The 18,453-nt window shown below is 48.3% G+C and carries 18 protein-coding genes and 1 riboswitch; of the genes, 6 read left to right on the top strand and 12 right to left on the bottom strand.

The window, feature by feature from the left end:
* Positions 1-58: 58 nt before the first annotated feature.
* The gene (locus ACI4J0_RS00960; protein WP_439763944.1) at positions 59-3,499 is read left to right on the top strand and encodes a DNA polymerase III subunit alpha; all 3,441 of its coding nucleotides are present in this window, start codon (positions 59-61) and stop codon (positions 3,497-3,499) included.
* A gap of 34 nt (positions 3,500-3,533) precedes the next feature.
* On the opposite strand, the gene ACI4J0_RS00955 is transcribed toward ACI4J0_RS00960, so the two are convergent.
* The 7 genes from ACI4J0_RS00955 to pfkA form a co-directional block, all read right to left on the bottom strand.
* The gene (locus tag ACI4J0_RS00955; RefSeq protein ID WP_439763943.1) at positions 3,534-5,669 is read right to left on the bottom strand and encodes a polyribonucleotide nucleotidyltransferase; all 2,136 of its coding nucleotides are present in this window, start codon (positions 5,667-5,669) and stop codon (positions 3,534-3,536) included.
* Positions 5,670-5,850: 181 nt separating this feature from the next.
* Complete coding sequence (gene rpsO, locus ACI4J0_RS00950; protein ID WP_439763942.1) at positions 5,851-6,117, bottom strand: 30S ribosomal protein S15; 267 nt, start codon at positions 6,115-6,117, stop codon at positions 5,851-5,853.
* Positions 6,118-6,323: 206 nt separating this feature from the next.
* Positions 6,324-7,208 carry a YesL family protein gene (locus tag ACI4J0_RS00945; RefSeq protein ID WP_439763941.1) on the bottom strand — a complete coding sequence of 295 codons (885 nt, stop codon included), beginning with the start codon at positions 7,206-7,208 and terminating at the stop codon, positions 6,324-6,326.
* 8 nt (positions 7,209-7,216) lie between these two features.
* Entirely contained in the window at positions 7,217-7,834 is a 618-nt protein-coding gene (locus ACI4J0_RS00940; RefSeq protein WP_439763940.1) for a hypothetical protein, read from the bottom strand.
* Between the two features lie 64 nt (positions 7,835-7,898).
* Positions 7,899-8,696, bottom strand: coding sequence for a pyrroline-5-carboxylate reductase (gene proC / locus ACI4J0_RS00935; protein WP_439763939.1), 798 nt, complete (start codon positions 8,694-8,696; stop codon positions 7,899-7,901).
* A gap of 107 nt (positions 8,697-8,803) precedes the next feature.
* The gene (locus ACI4J0_RS00930; protein ID WP_439763938.1) at positions 8,804-9,448 is read right to left on the bottom strand and encodes a folate family ECF transporter S component; all 645 of its coding nucleotides are present in this window, start codon (positions 9,446-9,448) and stop codon (positions 8,804-8,806) included.
* Positions 9,449-9,531: 83 nt separating this feature from the next.
* A riboswitch (THF riboswitch) is annotated at positions 9,532-9,642 on the bottom strand.
* 15 nt (positions 9,643-9,657) lie between these two features.
* Complete coding sequence (gene pfkA, locus ACI4J0_RS00925; protein ID WP_439763937.1) at positions 9,658-10,623, bottom strand: 6-phosphofructokinase; 966 nt, start codon at positions 10,621-10,623, stop codon at positions 9,658-9,660.
* Positions 10,624-10,856: 233 nt separating this feature from the next.
* On the opposite strand from pfkA, the gene ACI4J0_RS00920 reads away from it, so the two are divergent.
* Genes ACI4J0_RS00920 through ACI4J0_RS00900 form a run of 5 tightly spaced genes read left to right on the top strand, consistent with a single transcriptional unit; the run spans position 10,857 to position 13,951 of the window.
* On the top strand, positions 10,857-11,363 hold the full coding sequence (locus tag ACI4J0_RS00920) for a GNAT family N-acetyltransferase (RefSeq protein ID WP_439763936.1): 507 nt from the start codon (positions 10,857-10,859) through the stop codon (positions 11,361-11,363).
* A gap of 36 nt (positions 11,364-11,399) precedes the next feature.
* The gene (locus tag ACI4J0_RS00915; RefSeq protein ID WP_439763935.1) at positions 11,400-12,146 is read left to right on the top strand and encodes a GNAT family N-acetyltransferase; all 747 of its coding nucleotides are present in this window, start codon (positions 11,400-11,402) and stop codon (positions 12,144-12,146) included.
* On the top strand, positions 12,139-12,438 hold the full coding sequence (locus ACI4J0_RS00910) for a DUF2087 domain-containing protein (RefSeq protein WP_439763934.1): 300 nt from the start codon (positions 12,139-12,141) through the stop codon (positions 12,436-12,438). The genes ACI4J0_RS00915 and ACI4J0_RS00910 overlap by 8 nt, the downstream gene beginning before the upstream one ends.
* Entirely contained in the window at positions 12,431-13,420 is a 990-nt protein-coding gene (locus ACI4J0_RS00905) for a phosphotransferase enzyme family protein (RefSeq protein WP_439763933.1), read from the top strand. The genes ACI4J0_RS00910 and ACI4J0_RS00905 overlap by 8 nt, the downstream gene beginning before the upstream one ends.
* A 6-nt stretch (positions 13,421-13,426) precedes the next feature.
* Positions 13,427-13,951: an NUDIX hydrolase gene (locus ACI4J0_RS00900; RefSeq protein WP_439763932.1), complete on the top strand. Its 525-nt coding sequence runs from the start codon at positions 13,427-13,429 to the stop codon at positions 13,949-13,951.
* 117 nt (positions 13,952-14,068) lie between these two features.
* On the opposite strand, the gene ACI4J0_RS00895 is transcribed toward ACI4J0_RS00900, so the two are convergent.
* The 5 genes from ACI4J0_RS00895 to ACI4J0_RS00875 all read right to left on the bottom strand — a co-directional run bounded on the left by ACI4J0_RS00895 (position 14,069) and on the right by ACI4J0_RS00875 (position 18,262).
* On the bottom strand, positions 14,069-14,521 hold the full coding sequence (locus tag ACI4J0_RS00895; protein ID WP_439763931.1) for a helix-turn-helix domain-containing protein: 453 nt from the start codon (positions 14,519-14,521) through the stop codon (positions 14,069-14,071).
* A 262-nt stretch (positions 14,522-14,783) separates the two neighbouring features.
* Entirely contained in the window at positions 14,784-15,455 is a 672-nt protein-coding gene (locus tag ACI4J0_RS00890; RefSeq protein WP_439763930.1) for a hypothetical protein, read from the bottom strand.
* Positions 15,456-15,473: 18 nt separating this feature from the next.
* A complete protein-coding gene (locus ACI4J0_RS00885; protein WP_439763929.1) occupies positions 15,474-16,094 on the bottom strand; it encodes a hypothetical protein in 621 nt (206 codons plus the stop codon).
* 50 nt (positions 16,095-16,144) lie between these two features.
* Entirely contained in the window at positions 16,145-17,056 is a 912-nt protein-coding gene (pilM, locus tag ACI4J0_RS00880; RefSeq protein WP_439763928.1) for a type IV pilus biogenesis protein PilM, read from the bottom strand.
* A 24-nt stretch (positions 17,057-17,080) separates the two neighbouring features.
* Positions 17,081-18,262, bottom strand: coding sequence for a type II secretion system F family protein (locus tag ACI4J0_RS00875; protein WP_439763927.1), 1,182 nt, complete (start codon positions 18,260-18,262; stop codon positions 17,081-17,083).
* Positions 18,263-18,453: the final 191 nt, after the last annotated feature.

The following is an 18,453-nucleotide window of genomic DNA, read 5'->3' as shown; positions in this document are numbered from 1 at the left end:
AGGTTTTATGAGGGTTCTCTTTAAATTACCCTTAAATATATTATACGAGGAGCATTGTATGTTTATAAATCTTCACGTTCACAGCGAATACAGTCTCCTTGACGGTGCCTGTAGGATAAAGGATATGGTGAGCAGGGCTAAGGAAATGGGGCAGACTGCCCTTGCGGTGACAGACCACGGAAATATGTATGCGGCGGTGGAGTTTTACAACGAGTGTCTTGCTCAGGGGATTAAGCCTATTATCGGCTGTGAGGTTTATGTGGCTCCGAGAAGCCGTTTTGACAAGACTGCGGGGGCTATGTACCGCCCCTATCACCTTATACTGCTTTGCAGAAATGAGACAGGGTATAAAAATCTTATAAAAATGGTTTCCCTGGGATTTACAGAAGGGTTTTACAGCAAGCCGAGAGTTGACCTGGAGCTTATTAAGGAGCATTCCGAGGGACTTATCTGTCTTTCGGGCTGCGTGGCAGGCGAGATACCGCGGAAGATAGCATCGGGAGATTACGCAGAAGCCAAGGAAACTGCGCTTTTATACAATGATATCTTCGGGCAGGGTAATTTTTATATTGAGGTTCAAAATCACAGTATCCCCGAGGAGGCTAAGGTGCTTCCCGCTCTGCTCAGGCTTTCCTCCGAAACGGGAATACCTCTTGCCGCCACAAACGACGCTCACTATGTGCGCAGAGAGGACGCAAAAACTCAGCGTATCCTCCTTGCGATACAGACAAACACAACGGTGAATGAGGAAATCCCCATCGCATTCCCCAATGACGAGTTTTATCTCAAAAGCGAGGCGGAAATGCGGGAATTATTCAGGGGCGTTCCCTCGGCAGTTGAAAACACTGCGGTCATTGCGGATAAATGCGATTTTAAAATGGAATTCGGGGTATTAAAGCTTCCACGTTTTGACCTGTCTCCCGAACAGAAAAAGCGGTTCGGAGAGGATAATATTACATTTTTTACCAATATGTGCCGATACGGCTTGAAGAAACGGTATGGAGACGATCCTTCCGATGAGGTAAAAGAGCGGCTGGAATATGAGCTGGGCGTTATCACAAAAATGGGGTACACCGATTATTATCTCATTGTGTGGGATTTCATCGCCTATGCAAAGAGCAGAGACATTCCCGTAGGACCCGGGCGCGGCTCGGGAGCAGGCTCGCTTGCCGCATACTGCATCGGCATTACGGACATCGACCCTATCCGCTACAAGCTGCTTTTCGAGAGATTTTTAAATCCCGAGAGAGTTTCAATGCCCGATTTCGATATCGATTTCTGCTATGAGCGGCGGCAGGAGGTCATTGATTATGTAATCAGGCGGTATGGGCAGGACAGGGTGGCTCAGATAGTTACATTCGGCACCATGGCGGCAAAGGCGGCTGTGCGCGATGTGGCGAGAGTGCTGGATATGCCTTACAGCGTGGGCGATACGGTGTCAAAGCTTATTCCCCAGGCGCTTCATATGACCCTTGATAAGGCACTCGAGGTATCTCCGGAGCTTAAAAAGCTTTACGATACCGACCTCAAGGCTCATGAAATAATCGAGACCGCAAAGGCTATAGAGGGTATGCCACGAAACACCTCCACACACGCCGCAGGAGTTGTCATATGCGACGCTCCCGTAAGCGATTATGTTCCGCTGATGTGCCGTGACGAGGTTACAGCAACTCAGTACACAATGACCGCTCTTGAGCAGGTGGGACTTCTTAAAATGGATTTTCTGGGACTTCGGAACCTGACCATTATCCACGACTGCGAAAAAGAGGTGCAGAAAAAATATCCCGATTTTTCGGTGAAAAATATCGATTATTCCGACAAGGCGACCTTTGAAATGCTGTCTCAGGGGGATACGATGGGCGTTTTTCAGTTTGAGAGCGAGGGAATAACTCAGCTTCTTGTAAAGATGAAGCCCGCTTCTATCGAAGACCTTACGGCGGCGGTGTCACTCTATCGCCCGGGGCCTATGGACAGTATACCCAAATATCTTCACAACAGAGCTCACCCCGAAAGCATTACCTATCCTCACCCAATACTGAAGGATATCCTTGATGTTACAAACGGCTGTATCGTTTATCAGGAGCAGGTAATGGAAATATGCCGCAAAATGGCGGGGTATTCCTATGGCAGAGCCGACCTTGTCCGCCGTGCAATGGCGAAGAAAAAGCACGATGTTATGGAGAAGGAACGGGAAGTTTTCGTGGCAGGCTCGGTCAAAAATGGCGTTCCCGAGGACGTGGCAAACGGCGTTTTTGACGAAATGGCAGGCTTTGCTTCCTATGCATTCAACAAATCTCACGCAGCGGCTTACTCGGTGGTAGCATTCCAGACCGCATACCTGCGCTGCCACTTCCCCGTGCAGTATATGGCGGCGCTTATGACGGCTTTTACCGAATATACGGGCAAGCTGATGGAATATATCTCCTACTGCGAGAAAAACCGTATTCCCATACTCCGCCCCGACATCAACGAGAGCGGAATGGGCTTTACTCCTCTTCCCGATGGCAAGGGCATACGTTTTTCGCTCCTTGCGGCGAAAAATCTGGGCAGGGGAGTGATATCGGGAATAATTGCCGAGAGGGAGAAAAACGGTAAATTCAAAAGCCTTACCGACCTTATTAGGCGAATGAACGGCAAGGAATTTTCAAAGCGCTGCGCCGAGAGCCTTATAAAATGCGGCGCACTTGACAGCTTTTCCCTGAACCGCAGGCAGATGATGGAAAATTACGAGATCATCGCAGGCGAGGCAGCGGATATTTCCCGAAACGCCATTGAGGGACAGCTGGATTTCTTCGGATTTTCCGACGGTACAGCGGAAGCTGCGGACGCTGAGAGCAGGGTTTCGCCTGCCCCTGAATATCCGTATGACGAGCTGCTTGAAATGGAAAAGGATATCCTGGGGATATATATTTCGGGGCACCCATTAAAAAATCTTCGGCTCATTGCCAAGGCAATGAGGCTACCCGATATTTCGCAGATACTGCAGATGAAAGAGGGAACAAAAACAGCCTTTGTATGTCAGGTCTCCTCGGTCAAGCAGCACGCTGCAAAAACGGGAGCGCAGATGGCATTCGCAGTGCTTGAGGATATGAGCGCAGAAGCGGAAGCAGTGATATTCCCGCAGGTATATGCCGCATCATCTTCTCTGCTGCAAAAGGGCACGAGGGTCTATATTGAGGGAAAGACCTCCCTTGACCGCGACGGTGACATAAATATTTTAGCAGACAGAATTATTCCCGAAAACGTTTATTCGGAAAAGGTCTGCAATGGCGCAAAGCTTTTTATCAGATGCAAAAGCACAGACAGGGACATTATAGATAAGTGTACAGCTCTGCTCCGGAATTATCCCGGCAGCTCGCCCGTAATGTTCAGATTTACGGATATAAACAGGACCATCGCCCACAAGGAGATACGCTCCTGTCAGGTCACACCCGCACTTATCGAAGAGCTTTTCAAAATAACCGGAGACGAAAATACAGCAATAGCCGCTCAGGTTTAACGAGCGGCTATTGCTGTATTTATTTAATAATATTTTACTGATTAGAGCTGTTCTTCTTAGCTTCAAGGTCAGCAAGAGCGTCCTTGCGGGAGAGGTTGATCCTTCCCTGATTGTCGATCTCCATAACCTTTACAACTATCTCATCGCCGACGGAAACAATGTCCTCGACCTTTTCAACTCTCTGCTTGTCGAGCTTGGAGATGTGAACAAGACCGTCCTTGCCGGGAGCGATCTCAACAAATGCGCCGAAGTTCATAAGTCTAACGACCTTGCCTCTGTAGATAGCGCCTATCTCGGGATCGTTGGCAATTGTGTTAACAATCTGGAGAGCCTTGCGGGCATTGTTGATATCTACACCGCTGATGAAAACATTTCCGTCATCATTGATATCGATCTTGACCTGGCAGTCAGCGGATATCTTCTGAATGACCTTGCCGCCCTGACCGATGACCTCTCTGATCTTATCAATGGGGACCTTGGTCTGGAGCATCTTGGGAGCATACTTGCCAACCTCTGCACGGGGCTCGGGGATAGCCTTGAGCATAACCTCGTCAAGGATATAATCTCTTGCCTTGTGAGTCTTTGCAAATGCTTCTCTGATGATATCGTAGGTAAGTCCGTCAACCTTGATATCCACCTGAATAGCGGTGATACCCTTCTTTGTGCCGCCTACCTTGAAGTCCATATCGCCGAAGAAGTCCTCAAGACCCTGGATATCTACCATTGTCTGGAAGCTTCCGTCATCTCTTGTGATAAGACCGCAGGAGATACCTGCAACAGGTGCCTTGATGGGCACGCCGGCGTCCATAAGAGCGAGTGTGGAGCCGCAGATGGAGCCCTGAGATGTGGAGCCGTTGGAGGAAAGTACCTCGGAAACCAGTCTCAGTGCATAGGGGAACTCCTCAACAGAGGGGATAACAGGCTCAAGAGCTCTCTCAGCAAGTGCGCCGTGACCGATCTCACGTCTGCCGGGGCCTCTGGAGGGCTTAGTTTCGCCAACAGAGTAGGAGGGGAAGTTGTAGTGGTGCATATATCTCTTGGAGTCTTCCTCGTCAAGACCGTCAATGCGCTGAGCATCGCTTACAGGGCCGAGAGTTGCAACGGTGAGGACCTGAGTCTGACCTCTTGTGAAGAGACCCGAACCGTGAACTCTGGGAAGAACGCCTACCTCGGCAGCGAGAGGACGGATATCGTCAAGACCTCTGCCGTCAACACGCTTGCCCTCGTAGAGCCAGTTTCTTACGATCTTCTTCTGGAGCTTGTAGATGCACTCGTCTATCATTGCAGCCTTTTCGGGATATATCTCGTCAAACTTAGCGTGAATGTCGTCCTTGATGGGATTGAGCATTTCCTCGCGCTTGTTCTTGTCATCGGTATCGAGAGCGACCATTACGCGGTCAGCGGCAAATTCCTCGATAGCGTCGAACATATCGTGGTCAACGTCCATAGACTCGAACTCAAACTTCTTCTTGCCTATCTGGGAACGGATATCATCGATGAAAGCAACGATCTTCTTGATCTCCTCGTGACCCTTGATGATAGCCTCGAGCATAGTGTCGTCATCGACCTCGTTTGCGCCTGCCTCTATCATGACAACCTTTTCCATTGTACCTGCAACGGTAAGGTTAAGGTCATTTCTTGCTCTCTGCTCAAGAGTGGGGTTAAGAACGATCTCGCCGTCAACAAGACCAACGCTGATGCCGCCGATAGGTCCGTTCCAGGGAATATCGGAAATGGAGATAGCAACAGATGTAGCTATCATACCAACGATCTCAGGGGAGTTGTCGGGGTCAACAGCAAGAACAGTCATAACAACGGAAACGTCATTTCTCATATCCTTGGGGAAGAGGGGACGGATAGGACGGTCAACCACACGTGATGTGAGGATAGCCTTTTCGGAGGGCTTGCCCTCTCTCTTCATAAAGGAACCGGGAATTCTTCCTACAGAATAAAGTCTTTCCTCATAATCAACGGAAAGAGGGAAGAAGTCAATGCCCTCTCTGGGCTTAACGCTGGCAGTAACGTTTGCCATAACAACAGTCTCGCCGTATTTTACCCAGCAGGAGCCGTTTGAGAGCTCGCAGGTCTTGCCAGTTTCAACAGTAAGCTCTCTGCCTGCGAACATAGTTTTAAAAACTCTGTGATTGTCAAAGGTTTTCATCTGATTCATCTGTTATACCTCCATAAATTTGTGCTGAGGCGGTATGTATAGCAATAAATCCGATATACAAACAAAGGGCTTATATACCCGATTTAATGCTAAACGACCGCCTATGGTGACTGCTCAAAACGCCAAAAGGCAGCGCAGGAACGATGCCCCTGCAGTCTGCCTTGAGGATTTTTGAAAAAGATTACTTACGAAGACCCAGCTTCTCGATGATAGCACGGTATCTGTTGATATCCTTCTTCTGAAGGTATGCAAGCAGATTACGTCTGTGACCAACCATCTTGAGAAGACCTCTTCTGGAGTGGTGGTCATTGTGGTGGTTCTTGAGATGAGCGTTAAGGTCGTTGATCCTCTTTGTGAGAATAGCGATCTGAACCTCGGGGGAACCTGTGTCGTTCTCGCTGAGCTTGTTTGCTTCGATAATAGCGTTCTTTTCTTCCTTGAGCATCATAATAAATACACCTCTTTAAAATATTCCCCTCACCGGGCATACGGCAGGTATTTTCCCGAACGGGCTTTACCCGTAAGCTTAGTCAAGGGGTAGTAATGCTGCGCCTGTTTTTAAAATGCGCAACAATGTTATTATATCACATATTTTTCCCTTTGTAAAGGGCTTTTTTGAAATTTTTTATATATATCGGAGATTTTTTTGTCAGATCAGGAAATAGTTCTGCCTTTTTTCTTCTTTTTGGCGCTTTTTCCCTCAATGGGAGCCTCCTCGCCGCCCTTATCGGTGAATACGGACTCATCTTCGTCAAGGGGTTTCAGGTAATCATACTCGGGATTATCCCGTCCCTGCTCCTCGTAATAGGGGTCAATGACATATTTCTGAATGAGGGGGTAGGAGTTGAAGATGATCACAAATCCCAGAAAGCTTATCGCCCATATGGGTATCAGTATCAGCGAAACAGGACTTACAAGAAAGCATATAGCAATAAATCCTGCTGTGAGAAGAATGATAAGAAGTGTGATGATATTCCTTTTCAGACCGATACAGGTGAGGAAAAAGGAGTTCCTGATAATATTTTTAAAGGAAAGGTCAGTAGCCACCAGCATAGGCATAGCATAGAAATTCATCATAAGAACCGTAAGAGCAAAGCTCACGGAAATAACGCAGAGTATGGTATATGGGGCGCTGCTGCCGCCTGCCGCAGCAGCCTGCTCTCCCATAGCGGGATATACATTCAGCGCGCAGACAAGGGATATAGCGAAAAGCACATCAATAAGACCTGCGGGCAGAGATTTCTTCCAGTTCTGGGAAAATCCCTTCCAGAACTCGTGCCAAATAAATGTGTCCTTATCAAGGTAATATGTCCTTAAAACCTTGGTCATTCCCGCAATTGCAGGACCAATGGTAACGATGGGGATACAAAACAGAAACGTCAGCATACTCAGCTTCAGCATTTTCCAGAACCTGCCGAAATACGCTTCGCAGAACTGAAAAAAGGGCTTTTTGCGAGGAGCGTTTTTGGATATTCCCGAGCCTGCTTTTTCGTAATCGGCTCCAAAGCCTAAAAATGACAATGTAAAACTTCCTTTCATTTTAGCCTTTATGGCATATTCCCCGCAGCGACAGCCAGAAGGCCGTCAATAAGTGCCGCCCCAACGGCAAGAAGCGTAATGACGCCGAATTTCATCAAGTAAAGCCTGAGGCAGTCTGAACTGTCCACCCCGATGTTTTTGTTTCCGAATGCCTTTTCGGAGATCAGACGGGACATTCTGATGTTTTCTCTTGCGGCAAAGATGACCGCCGCTGTGCTGACAGCCTCAAAGGGCAGCACATTAAGCGCCGCCTGTAAATTTACAGATGCAAGACCCGAACGGAATATTTCCGCCGACAAAAAGCCCGCGCCCATTCCCTTAAAGAGACACAGCAGATATCCGCAGACAGACCCTGCCGATGACGTGCCTGCAAAGAAGCATATAGCCACATATAGCATGACCGCCGCAAGACTGCCCGCAAAGCTGTCCGAAAAGCTGCTTTCAGCCCTCAGTTCAAAGGGAATATCCGAATTTATCACCGAACAGGCGCCGATAAAAACACCTGCGGCTGATATCGCCGTCAAAAGCAGATATATCCGCTTTGCAGGAGAAAGTGCGCTCCTCGGAGCAGACCTGTTCACCCGTTTCACCCTGTAGCTGTGTCTTTTCTGAACATTTACGGTCATATTATCATTCGTCCTTTGATTTATATTTTACTATAATCTATGCAGACGAATGGGATTTCATTCTTTATTTTGAAAGCTCGTATGCTCTCTTGGTGCAGCGGCGGCAGCAGTCAGCAACAACATCGGTAAGCCTGCCCTCATACAGTCCGTCAAGACCTGCAAGGGTCGTGCCTCCGGGGGAGGAAACCATTTTAATGAGCTCGTCAACGGACTTTCCCGAGTCGGTGAGCATTTTAGCGGAGCCGATAAGGGATTTTGCAAAAAGCTCCAGCGCCGTCTGTCCGTCGATCCCAACGCTTTCGGCGTACTGAACAAAGCCCTTGGCATACAGATAGATGAAAGCGGGAGAACTGCCGTTTATGGCGATTATCTCCTTCATCTTGTCCATAGGAACGACCTTTGCGATACCGCCTGTGGAGAAGATGTCCATCACCACGCCGAACTCTCGGTCCGATGTGAATTTTCCCTTGGCAAGGGCTGTGGCACCCTCACCGAGAAGGAAAGGAGTATTGGGCATAACAATGACCGCGCGGACATTCGGGATAGTCATTTTTGCGATATACTCCTCGGTGATTCCTGCGGCGATGGAGACGATAACGTTGTCCTCCGTCACCGAGGGAGCAAGCTTGGGGAGTACAGCGTCAAACATCTGAGGCTTTATTGCAAGAAAAACGTACTTGCACTTTTCACACACCTCAGCCTCAGCTGAAGCGGCATTAACTCCGAGCTTTTCAAGCTCCGAAAGCTTTGCTGTGTCGGGGTCGTAAGCCCATATTTCCGCATTTTCTCCATATTGCGAGATAATGCCGCGGATTATGGCACCGCCCATATTGCCTGTGCCGATAAAACCAACCTTTATCATTTAAATTTCATTTCCTTTCAATAGAGCTTTGCGGTTTCCGTCAGGAAATTCGGGACGGCAGTCCTGAAAACAAAACTCGGGTATGAAAAACTTTGATTTTCATACAATTACCTTTCAGAAAGCTTTCTGTCGTTTCTGCTGTACTGTGCTCTCACCTTTGTATATGCCGCCTGCGCCGCAGGTATAACCGCCGCAAGCAGAACAAAGTCAATGGGGAACTGTGCCAGATTTTTTATAACTCTGGGAGTTATCCAGACTCCAAAGGCGTTTCTCATATCCTCGGTTGCTCCGAAAAGGGTGAAGCCGGGATTTACATAGAGTGTGTACAGGAAATAGGAATTAAGACAGATATTGCAGATGAAAATCACGCAAAATCTCGCGAGAGCAACTCTCAGCAGGTCGCTCCACTGGGGCTTGATGGTCTGCTTGTAAAGGAAAATGCCGTAAAGTATACCCGAAAGGATAACGACCATAGCAAGCTCAATGCTGTAGCCGCGGGCGGATTTGTTGTCGATAAGAAATCCGATAATATCAAGTGCGAAGGTGGACATTCCGCAGACAACGGGACCGTACAGCAGACCGATAAGGCTGATGGGGATACAGGTGAACACGATACGCAGATCGGGCGTTACCTGAATGGCGAGGGAACGTATTGCAATAGCCATTGCCAGCAGCATTCCCGTGGTGGCGAGAGTTCTGAGATTCTTGAGGGATTTTGCCGAGTCGATAAATAAATTAAAAAAGCTTTTCATTATATGACCTCCTTAAAATAATGCAAACTCAACTTGCCAACTGCATTATTTAAAGAGAATGAAAAGCCTCTTTTTATAATGCATTCAGCGGGATGCGGAGACTGTACCGCAGCTTTGAAAGCTTCAAAGCATTTCGTTCCCGACGCAACTCCCCGTCGTCGGGACACTTAATACGCACAGCCGCCTACTCTGTAATGCGGATGATTTTTTTAGAATGTAATTTCGTTGCAGACTCTGTAAAGCTCTGTATCGAAGGGCTTCTTCATAGCCAGAGCCTCCTGGATATCAACATCGATGATCTTGTTATCCTTCATACCCACAACTCTGTTTGTAACGCCTCTGTCGATAAGCTCAACAGCGTGATAGCCCATCTGGCTTGCAGCAACTCTGTCTCTGAGAGTGGGCATACCGCCTCTCTGAACGTGACCGAGAACAGTAAGTCTGGTCTCGATGCCTGTAAGCTCGTTGATCTTCTTTGTAATGCCCTCGGAGTTTTCAACGCCCTCGGCAACAACAACAATAAAGTGCTCCTTCTGAGCCTCGTGAGCCTTGATGATCTTGTCAGCAATAGCGTTTATATCATAAGGCATTTCGGGTGTTACACAAGCGATAGCGCCCGAAGCGATGGCAACGTTAAGAGCGATCCAGCCTGCGTGTCTGCCCATTACCTCAACAACAGAGCATCTGTCGTGGGACTGGCTGGTGTCTCTGAGCTTGTCGATCATCTCAAGAGCGGTGTTCATTGCTGTATCGTAGCCAATTGTATACTCTGTGCACTGGATATCGTTGTCAATAGTTCCGGGGAGACCTACGCAGCGGATACCGCCGATCCTTGAAAGGTCTGCAGCACCTCTGAACGAGCCGTCGCCGCCGATAACAACGAGACCCTCCATATTAAGCTCTTTGCACTTTTCAGCAGCCTTCTTAACGTATTCCTCCTGCATAAATTCCTTGCATCTTGCGGTGTAGAGGATAGTACCTCCGCGCTGGATAATGTCGGAAACGTCACGGCAGCTGAGTTCCTCGCACTCGCCGTTCAGAAGTCCGTTATAGCCTCTCTGAATGCCGATAACACGGTATCCCTTTCTGATAGCGGCTCTTGTAACGGCTCTGACAGCCGCATTCATTCCGGGAGCGTCTCCTCCGCTTGTTAAAACGCCAATAGCCTTCTGCATAATTCTTTCCTCCGATAATCTTTCTCGGGCTTCCCCGATGATCTCCATTGTAAACAGCTGAACGCTTACCCTTTTATTTTACACTCATCTGCAAAATTTGTCAAGAGGATTTGTACATTTTCTATAAAATTTAACAGTTGAGAAAAAAGGTTTCCGTACCGCAGGGCATTTTCCTTGACAAGCGGTATGAAATATGCTATACTAATCGTATTAGTTAAACGGATGGTGATAAAATGAGCGAGATAATATTCCGAAAAGCCTGTCGGAGCGACCTCTCCGAAATAATCAGCCTTGTAAGCTCTGCCATACTTGAAATGGAGAAAAACGGCATACATCAATGGGACGAGCTTTATCCCATACCCGAGGACTTCTCTGAGGATATATCCAAAGGCGAGCAGTTTGTAGGAACTGTGGAGGGAAGGATAGCTGTGATCTATACCCTGAACCAAAGCTTTGACGACGAATACAAAAACGGCAGCTGGCAGTACCCGAACGAGCCCTTCGGGGTCATTCACCGCCTTTGCGTCAGCCCCGAATTTCAGCACAGAGGAATAGCCGCAGAGACAGTTTCATATATCGAAAACGAGCTTCGCAGACAGGGGATAAAGGCAATTCGCCTTGACGTTTTCACCGAAAATCCCTATGCTCTCCGTCTGTACGAAAAGCTTGGCTTCAAAAAGACGGGAACTGTAAAATGGCGCAAGGGAGATTTCAATTTAATGGAAAAATATATCGGCTGAAAAAGCCCAACACCCAAAATGAAAGGGGACATTCATATGAACAAAACGCTTCAGTATCAGCTTTCAAGAGATTATTGCTGTACCCCCGAGGAGGTTTCGGGAAGAGAAAATATCTTCACCGTTTATACCCCTCTTGAGGGACGGAGAAAATTCGGAAAAAACAGCGAGTGCTTTTTAAAAATATGTGCCGTAAACGGAAAAATACTCGTCACAGGCAGGGAGGATATCGTGTCAGTGTGCCGTGAAAAATACAGCAAGTTGGACGGCGCCTGGTTTATGGAAGCGCAGACGGTCATCGAGCTGGAGAGCCTTGTACGTAAATTCGGCTATAAGATAAAGCAGCTCCACCCCTTCTTCATTTCCGGGAAAATAACCGCTCCCGAGCCCTATGATTTTGATACGGTTTTCTATACTCAGAATGAAATAGAGCAGTTTCGTGATGACGACCGCTTTGACGAAGCCTATGCATTCTGTGAGGAGACTCCCGATGTACTGGGAATAGCCGCCGTAAAAAACGGGGATATCATAGGAATGGCAGGAGCCAGCGCCGACAGCCCCTATATGTATCAGATAGGCATAAACGTCCTGCCCGAACACCGCGGAAACGGCATAGGCGCCGCCCTTGTGAGCCTTTTAAAAAACAAAGTGCTTGAGCTTGAAAAGCTGCCATATTACGGCACCTCCGTCTCCCATATCGCCTCCCAGAAAACAGCGGTAAAGGCAGGCTTTATCCCTGCGTGGACAGAGCTTGTGACAGAGAAAGAGGAGAATAAAAGTGACTGAGATACTTAAAAGCTTTCTTGATGAAAACGGGGTGCTGACCGCCTATCCCGCCAAGCGGAAGATGAAGCTTTATGCGCTTATGTATCTGGCAGGAAAAATAGAGGCAGACAGGATATATTCGGAAAAGGAAATAAACGAGCTTCTTAACAGGTGGCACAGCTTCAATGACCCTGCCACCCTCCGCAGGGAGCTTTTCACACATCGTTTCATCACACGGACCCCCGACGGCACGAAATACAGCCTTGAAAAGGTGCAGCCTACAATAGAGGAGCTTGAAAAAAGGTATGGATAAGCTTCTGAAAAAAATGTACGGTCTTAATGTGACAGAGCTTGAGCACTCAGCGAACGGTGCAGGCTCCGAAACCTTTTTTGCAGACTGCGATGAAGGGAAATTTGTGGTAAAATTCCCGTCAACAAGCGAGATGAACGACCCCTGCGCCGAGCCTGCCCTCTGCGAATATCTGCAGGAAAAGGGGATAAGCGTCTGCCGATTTATAAAGAACAAAAACGGTGAATATATAAGCACCGATGAAAAAGGGCGGCTCTTTCATGTTCAGGAATACATCAGGGGACAGGTTTTGGATTGGAACACCGCCCCTCCCTCCATACTTCGGGATTCTGCGGAAACTCTGGGCAGGATACACGCCGCTCTGAAGGATCACAGCGGACTGCAAGCGGGCATCGGAGAGGACTTTTTCAGATATATGACGCCCGAAAACGCCCTTCGCTCCTATGAAAATACCCTCGTGACCGCCGAAGCGCGCCGCGATGAAAAAACAGTCTGTGACCTGAGATACCGTATCGGAATGATAAAGCGGTTTCCGGGCTTCACCCTTGACCTTGACAGGCTCACTCTGACACCCACTCACGGCGATTATTTTATCAGCCAGCTCATCTGCTCCGAGAACAGGATAAAAGCCGTTATCGACTGGACAACAGCCTGCGTTCACCCTGCCATATGGGAAATAGTCCGTTCCTATGTCTATGCCGCTCCCGAGTGCGCACGGGGCGAGATATCTCCCGAAGGGCTGACAGCGTATTTTTCCCATTATCTTTCTTTTTCTGAGCTGAACCGGTATGATATAAAAATGTCGGTGAAACTATTTTATTATCAGCTTGCGGTATGCGATTATTATGCTCAGTATTACGCCTCGGAAGCCCGCAACAGCGTGATATATCTCCGACAAGCAGAATTTTCCACCGCCCTTCTGAGGTGGTTTGAGAAAAATGAAGAAATGCTTACGGAACATCTTGAAAATAATTTAAGGAGCTGAGAAATAATGCCCGAATATTTCGACCTGTACAACGAACGCAGAGAACCTTTGGGAGAAATATGGGAACGGGGAAAGCCTCTGCCCGACGGAAAATTCCATATTGTGGCAAATGTCCTGCCCGTAAACCTTGAGGGAAAAATACTTATCACCAAGCGCAGCCCCGAAAAGCATTTCGGCGGAATGTGGGAGACCACAGGAGGCTCGGTCATATCGGGAGAAACGCCTCTTGAAGCCGCAGTAAGGGAGCTTTCCGAGGAAACGGGACTTTCCGCCGCCCCCGAAAGCCTTGAATATCGGGGAGAGATAGTGAGACGGGGAAAATCAGGCGGCAATGCCATTCATCTTTTCTATCTTTTCCGAGGGGACTTTTCGGAAAAGGAAATCAGATTACAGGAGGGGGAGACCTGTGATTTCAGACTATGCACACCCGCCGAAATAAAGTCAATGACCGACAGCGGCGAATTTCTTTCCCACGTTTACGACAGAAACAGGGCAATGTATCCCGAAGAGATGAAAACAAAATCCGAATGAATGTTCCGCATAAATATATTATAGCACAAAAGTTCTGATTTGTCAAGTGCTTTTGAAAATTTTTTTCAAAAAACTTAGCGGTCTGCCTTCCGATCGAAAGCAGACCGCTGTTTTACTTTAAAGTTCAAAAATAATTCCGATCGCCATCAGAGCTGTCATTATAAGCGAGACCGCCATTCCCACAAATGAAAGTATCTTCATTTTCCTTGAACCGATCCTTTCGGAATTTCTTACCGAAAAAAATGCCACGATAAATCCGAACAGCGGGGGAAAGGAAAAAAGGGTGAGCAAAAGAGAATTTATATATTCACGATTTTTTTCCGACGAGTCCACCTCGATTATCTTGACCTTGACCTCCCGTCCGCTTTCGTCCGCGTCATCTTTGAGAAGATAGTCGGCAGAGCATTCAAAAAGCTTGCTGAGTGCAATTATCTTTTCCGTCTCCGGATAGGTCAGGTCGGTCTCCCATTTTGAAACAGACTGCCTTGATACGTTCAGTATTTCTGCCAGCTGCTCCTGGGTGAAATTCTTTTCTTTTCTGAGCTTTGAAATTTTTTCGCCTATGGTCATATAAAACGCCTCCTGGATTTTTATTATGCTCTGATTATACCATATTCCCGAAAAATGGCTATAGATCGCGGCGTTCTTTTTGCAAACCACAGGTTGCACGCAAAAAAAATCACTCAGGACCTGTCTTCACAAGCATATACGCACGTCTTTTCGGCAAATTTTGCCTAAGACTGCGTTAAAGATCCTTGCCGGGCGGCAAGCCCGCCTGCGGATCTTTGGCTTGTCTTAGACAAAATTATGCTCGAAAATCCGCACACATTTCTTATGAAGACAGGTTCTCAATTTCTCCGGGGCTCACGCTTGATAAGAAGCTGGCGCTGTCATATGTATAAACGGTGAGCATGATATCCGTGCGGACCATTGAACCGATAAGCCCCGAGGAATATGCGCCGCTGGGGGACAGCTCCTTAAAGCTTACCGAGCGGACGGAAACTCCCTCCGTTTCATTTAGGATATCCACATATCTCAGTGAGCCGTTAAATGAACCCTCAAAGGAAAGCTCCACATCAATGGGAACGATATAGCTTGAGTAGTCAAAGGCATACTCCTCTGCCTGCTTGTTGCCTGCGAAGTTGTAAGGGATAAGGGCTCCGCTCTCACTGTCGCTCATATTAAGGGAAACAGGCGACAAATTCATATTAAGGAGCCTGTCCGTAAGCAGCTCGTCAACAGACTCAAAGTCTCCTGCCCTGCAAAAGCCCGAAAAGGACTCGTTATATTCCTTTTCCGCCCTCTCGTAGCTTTTCTTCGACTTATCGTACTCCTCGCTGCGTGATATGACGATGCCTGCTTCATCGGAGCATTTGTTAAGCTCGTGACGAAGCTCGCTTACCCTGTCCGCCATGGGGGAGATAAGCAGCAGATAGGACGCCGAAGCCGCCGCAAGCAGCGCTCCGAAATAAATCAGCTTTTTGTCGCTGCCCGTTAATGCCATATCATGACCAATCCTTTCTCAGCGATTTTTCATCGACTCGTTTATGTAGCCGTAAAAGCTTGAATCATCGTAAACAGGCTGCCGCTTCATCACCGCTTCAACGGTGTATGAGCCGTCCGCCTTTTCTGAATATCCGCTGTATGTGACCTGGCTGAAAAGCTCGGTCGCCTTGAGCCTTCGCACATAATCGGGTATATTCTCCACATTTCTCACCTGCAGTGTGAATACCATGCTGCCCTCGCTCTGGGTGCAGGAAATGTCCGTAACGCTCATATCGGGAGACGAGCAGGATATGACCGTTTCTATCTCGCTTGTGCCGATAACGGGGTATGACTCTCTTATCAGCTTGAAAAGGGATACCCTGGCGGTCTCGGCACGAAAAATATTTGCGCCCGAAGCATATTCGGAAGCCGCTCTTGCCGTATCCCGTCTCTCCTCGGCTGCCGCACGCTGCAGCGCTATCTGACCGGTAAGAGACCTTTCCTGTATTTTAAGGGAAAGCGCAGAGACGGTTATGAGCAGAACGATCCCAAGGGCGGGGAAAAAGGCAGCGGCAAATTCTCTCCTGCGACGCTTCTTTTTCGGGTCCTCAAGGTATTTCAAATATAAATTCAGTTCGTGACGTTTAAGCGTTTTCATAGTTTTGCTGCCAGCTTTCCTGCGGCTTATCCCTGCGGAAAAGCCGTCTGTTATAATGAAATGAGATTTCCGAGACAGTAAATATAATCCGACATTGACTCTGCGTCCTCAGCGGATATCCCGTTTCCTCTCCTGGTGATACAGCCCACAGGTATGGGCAGATCGGATATTTTCAGGCTTTCAAAGGCTGACTCTGCGGCGTGAAACACCTCGGCATGGTCCTCGCCGAGACCGCAGAAGAATATGTCCCGAAGCTCCGTACCGTATCTCTGAGCCTTATGAAACTGTATCATTGACGAAACAGCCGCACAGATCTCCTCCGCATATTCCCGTGTGCCGCTTTCGGAAAAAAGCCTCACTCTGCTTGAGAAGCTGTATTTCCCGTTTACGAAAAGCAGAAGCAGAAGAACGTTACCGTCGGCGCTGGCAAGTATACAGGTCCTGCCATCTGCCGCCCCCGTGAATTTCATATAGCTGATACAGCAGTTCTGAGCGGTGTTTATGGACTTTATCCCGCATTTTATTTCGGAAAAGAGGTCCACATAGCTGCCGATGAACTCCCGTCCTGCGGCAAAGGCGAAAACCGAAGCTCCTCCGTCCTTTAAAGCAGGCTCGTCCACAGCATAGTCGATAAGCAGGTCATCGGCATTTTCCACATCGGAAAATTCGCCCCTGATAATGCTCTCAAGATTTTTTTCGCCGGTGATCGGCACTGTCATGGGCTTTAAGAGAACTGCTCCTCCGTCCACCGTGAGCCTTATATTCTTTTTTGGGAGCATATTATGCTTCCAGGTATCGGCAAGGGCTTTTTTCAAGGCTCTGTCATTGGTGATAACTCCGCCGATAATGGCGTCGCGCTCGGTGGGAACGGTAATGAGCCGTTTAAGGACTATGGTGCCCTTTGAAAAGCTGCCCATTGCGATACGTATCCCCCCGGGAGAAAAATAAACAGATATATCCATATAAACGCACATTCCTTTTATAGGTCAGATTGCAAGATAAAGCTCGTAAACGGGGAGCATGATAACTGCAAATATCAGCAGCGTCAGAAAAGCCGCCGAACCGAATATCACACGCTCCGCAAATTCGGAAAGCTGCTTTACAGCCCGTTCCGATTCCTGTTCCAGAGCTTCAGCCGCCGCAGAAAGCATCTCTCCCAGCTTGCCCGACTCCTCGCCCGCAAGTACGGCAGATCTCAGTCTTCCGTCAAAGCCGTCAGCGCTTTCAAATGCCGCACGGACGGTGCTTCCCCTTCGCATAGCCTTTATCGCTTCGTCCACCTGTTTTTCCATATACACGCTGCCGATATCCTCACCCGCGGCGGCGCAGGCGGATATGACCGACAGACCTCCGCTGTACATAGCCGAAAAGGTGCGGCAGAAGCGCGATGTGTAGATGACCCTGAAAAGCCTGCCTGCTCTTTTCATTGTCACAAGCCGCTTTGAAATGTACATCTCCACCGAGGGGATAGCCAGTGTAAGCCTGATGACAGCCGCCAAAGCTCCTATGATAAGCAGGGCGTACAGCCATTTGTCAGTCAGAAAGACATTTAAGCGCCGCAGGAACGCCGTAAAGGGCGGAAGCTCCTCTCCGCCGTAAATTTCGGCAAACACGGGTATGACAAATATCAGAGCCGCGAAAAGCAGCAGCACGAGCAGTCCGAGAAGAGCCAGAGGAAATGCAAGCCGGCTCTTGAAGCCGTATCTGCTTTTTTCGTCCTTTTCATAATGCTCCGCAAGCCGTATGCAGGCGTCGGGAACAGTTCCGTTTTCCTCGGCGGCGGCTATCATACGGCAGGCAGCCTTCGGAAATGCGCCGCCTGTGTATGCCATTGCCTCCGACAGCGGAGCGCCCAGCTTTATGCTGCGGTAGACGCTTTTTACCGCAAGCTGCATATTGTCGCTCATTTCCTCTTTCAGCATTATGCCGAGGACGGTAGTGAGAGTAAGCCCTGCGGAGAGCATTGAGCCTGTCTGACGGCAGAAATCGATAAGCTCCGCCGAGGTCAGCTGCTTTGACGAATGCTTTTCGTTAACTTCCGTACAGTTTACAAGAAAAAGCTGTTCATCTCTGAGAGCAGCTCTCAGCTTGCTTTCATCGGCGGCTTCACGCCTGCCGTTTACAGCTCTGCCGCTCAGTGCGGCAGCCTTGTATTTATAGGTAGGCATAAAAGCTCCTTTCCGACCGTAAGCATTCCCGTGCAACGGTTACTCATATCAAAATTTTCTGACTATAATTTTACCACATTCCCTATAAATCGTCAATACCCTTATATAAAGTTCGGTTTATTTTACACATTTTTGCAAAAACATTTTGACTATCTCATAAAATTTGTATCTGCATATTGAAATTTGTACAA

Source organism: Huintestinicola sp., from assembly GCF_051882455.1.
In the GTDB taxonomy this organism is placed as follows: Bacteria; Bacillota; Clostridia; order Oscillospirales; family Ruminococcaceae; genus Huintestinicola.
The sequence above is the reverse complement of the archived record's forward strand: the minus strand, read 5'-3'. Positions and strand labels throughout refer to the sequence as shown.

What these genes read in the sequence shown, in the direction of transcription:
- ACI4J0_RS00960 (WP_439763944.1), top strand. Translation starts at nt 59, where the DNA reads ATGTTTATAAATCTTCACGTTCACAGCGAATACAGTCTCCTTGACGGT.
- ACI4J0_RS00955 (WP_439763943.1), bottom strand. Translation starts at nt 5,669, where the DNA reads ATGAATCAGATGAAAACCTTTGACAATCACAGAGTTTTTAAAACTATG.
- rpsO (WP_439763942.1), bottom strand. Translation starts at nt 6,117, where the DNA reads ATGATGCTCAAGGAAGAAAAGAACGCTATTATCGAAGCAAACAAGCTC.
- ACI4J0_RS00945 (WP_439763941.1), bottom strand. Translation starts at nt 7,208, where the DNA reads ATGAAAGGAAGTTTTACATTGTCATTTTTAGGCTTTGGAGCCGATTAC.
- ACI4J0_RS00940 (WP_439763940.1), bottom strand. Translation starts at nt 7,834, where the DNA reads ATGACCGTAAATGTTCAGAAAAGACACAGCTACAGGGTGAAACGGGTG.
- proC (WP_439763939.1), bottom strand. Translation starts at nt 8,696, where the DNA reads ATGATAAAGGTTGGTTTTATCGGCACAGGCAATATGGGCGGTGCCATA.
- ACI4J0_RS00930 (WP_439763938.1), bottom strand. Translation starts at nt 9,448, where the DNA reads ATGAAAAGCTTTTTTAATTTATTTATCGACTCGGCAAAATCCCTCAAG.
- pfkA (WP_439763937.1), bottom strand. Translation starts at nt 10,623, where the DNA reads ATGCAGAAGGCTATTGGCGTTTTAACAAGCGGAGGAGACGCTCCCGGA.
- ACI4J0_RS00920 (WP_439763936.1), top strand. Translation starts at nt 10,857, where the DNA reads ATGAGCGAGATAATATTCCGAAAAGCCTGTCGGAGCGACCTCTCCGAA.
- ACI4J0_RS00915 (WP_439763935.1), top strand. Translation starts at nt 11,400, where the DNA reads ATGAACAAAACGCTTCAGTATCAGCTTTCAAGAGATTATTGCTGTACC.
- ACI4J0_RS00905 (WP_439763933.1), top strand. Translation starts at nt 12,431, where the DNA reads ATGGATAAGCTTCTGAAAAAAATGTACGGTCTTAATGTGACAGAGCTT.
- ACI4J0_RS00900 (WP_439763932.1), top strand. Translation starts at nt 13,427, where the DNA reads ATGCCCGAATATTTCGACCTGTACAACGAACGCAGAGAACCTTTGGGA.
- ACI4J0_RS00895 (WP_439763931.1), bottom strand. Translation starts at nt 14,521, where the DNA reads ATGACCATAGGCGAAAAAATTTCAAAGCTCAGAAAAGAAAAGAATTTC.
- ACI4J0_RS00890 (WP_439763930.1), bottom strand. Translation starts at nt 15,455, where the DNA reads ATGGCATTAACGGGCAGCGACAAAAAGCTGATTTATTTCGGAGCGCTG.
- ACI4J0_RS00885 (WP_439763929.1), bottom strand. Translation starts at nt 16,094, where the DNA reads ATGAAAACGCTTAAACGTCACGAACTGAATTTATATTTGAAATACCTT.
- pilM (WP_439763928.1), bottom strand. Translation starts at nt 17,056, where the DNA reads ATGGATATATCTGTTTATTTTTCTCCCGGGGGGATACGTATCGCAATG.
- ACI4J0_RS00875 (WP_439763927.1), bottom strand. Translation starts at nt 18,262, where the DNA reads ATGCCTACCTATAAATACAAGGCTGCCGCACTGAGCGGCAGAGCTGTA.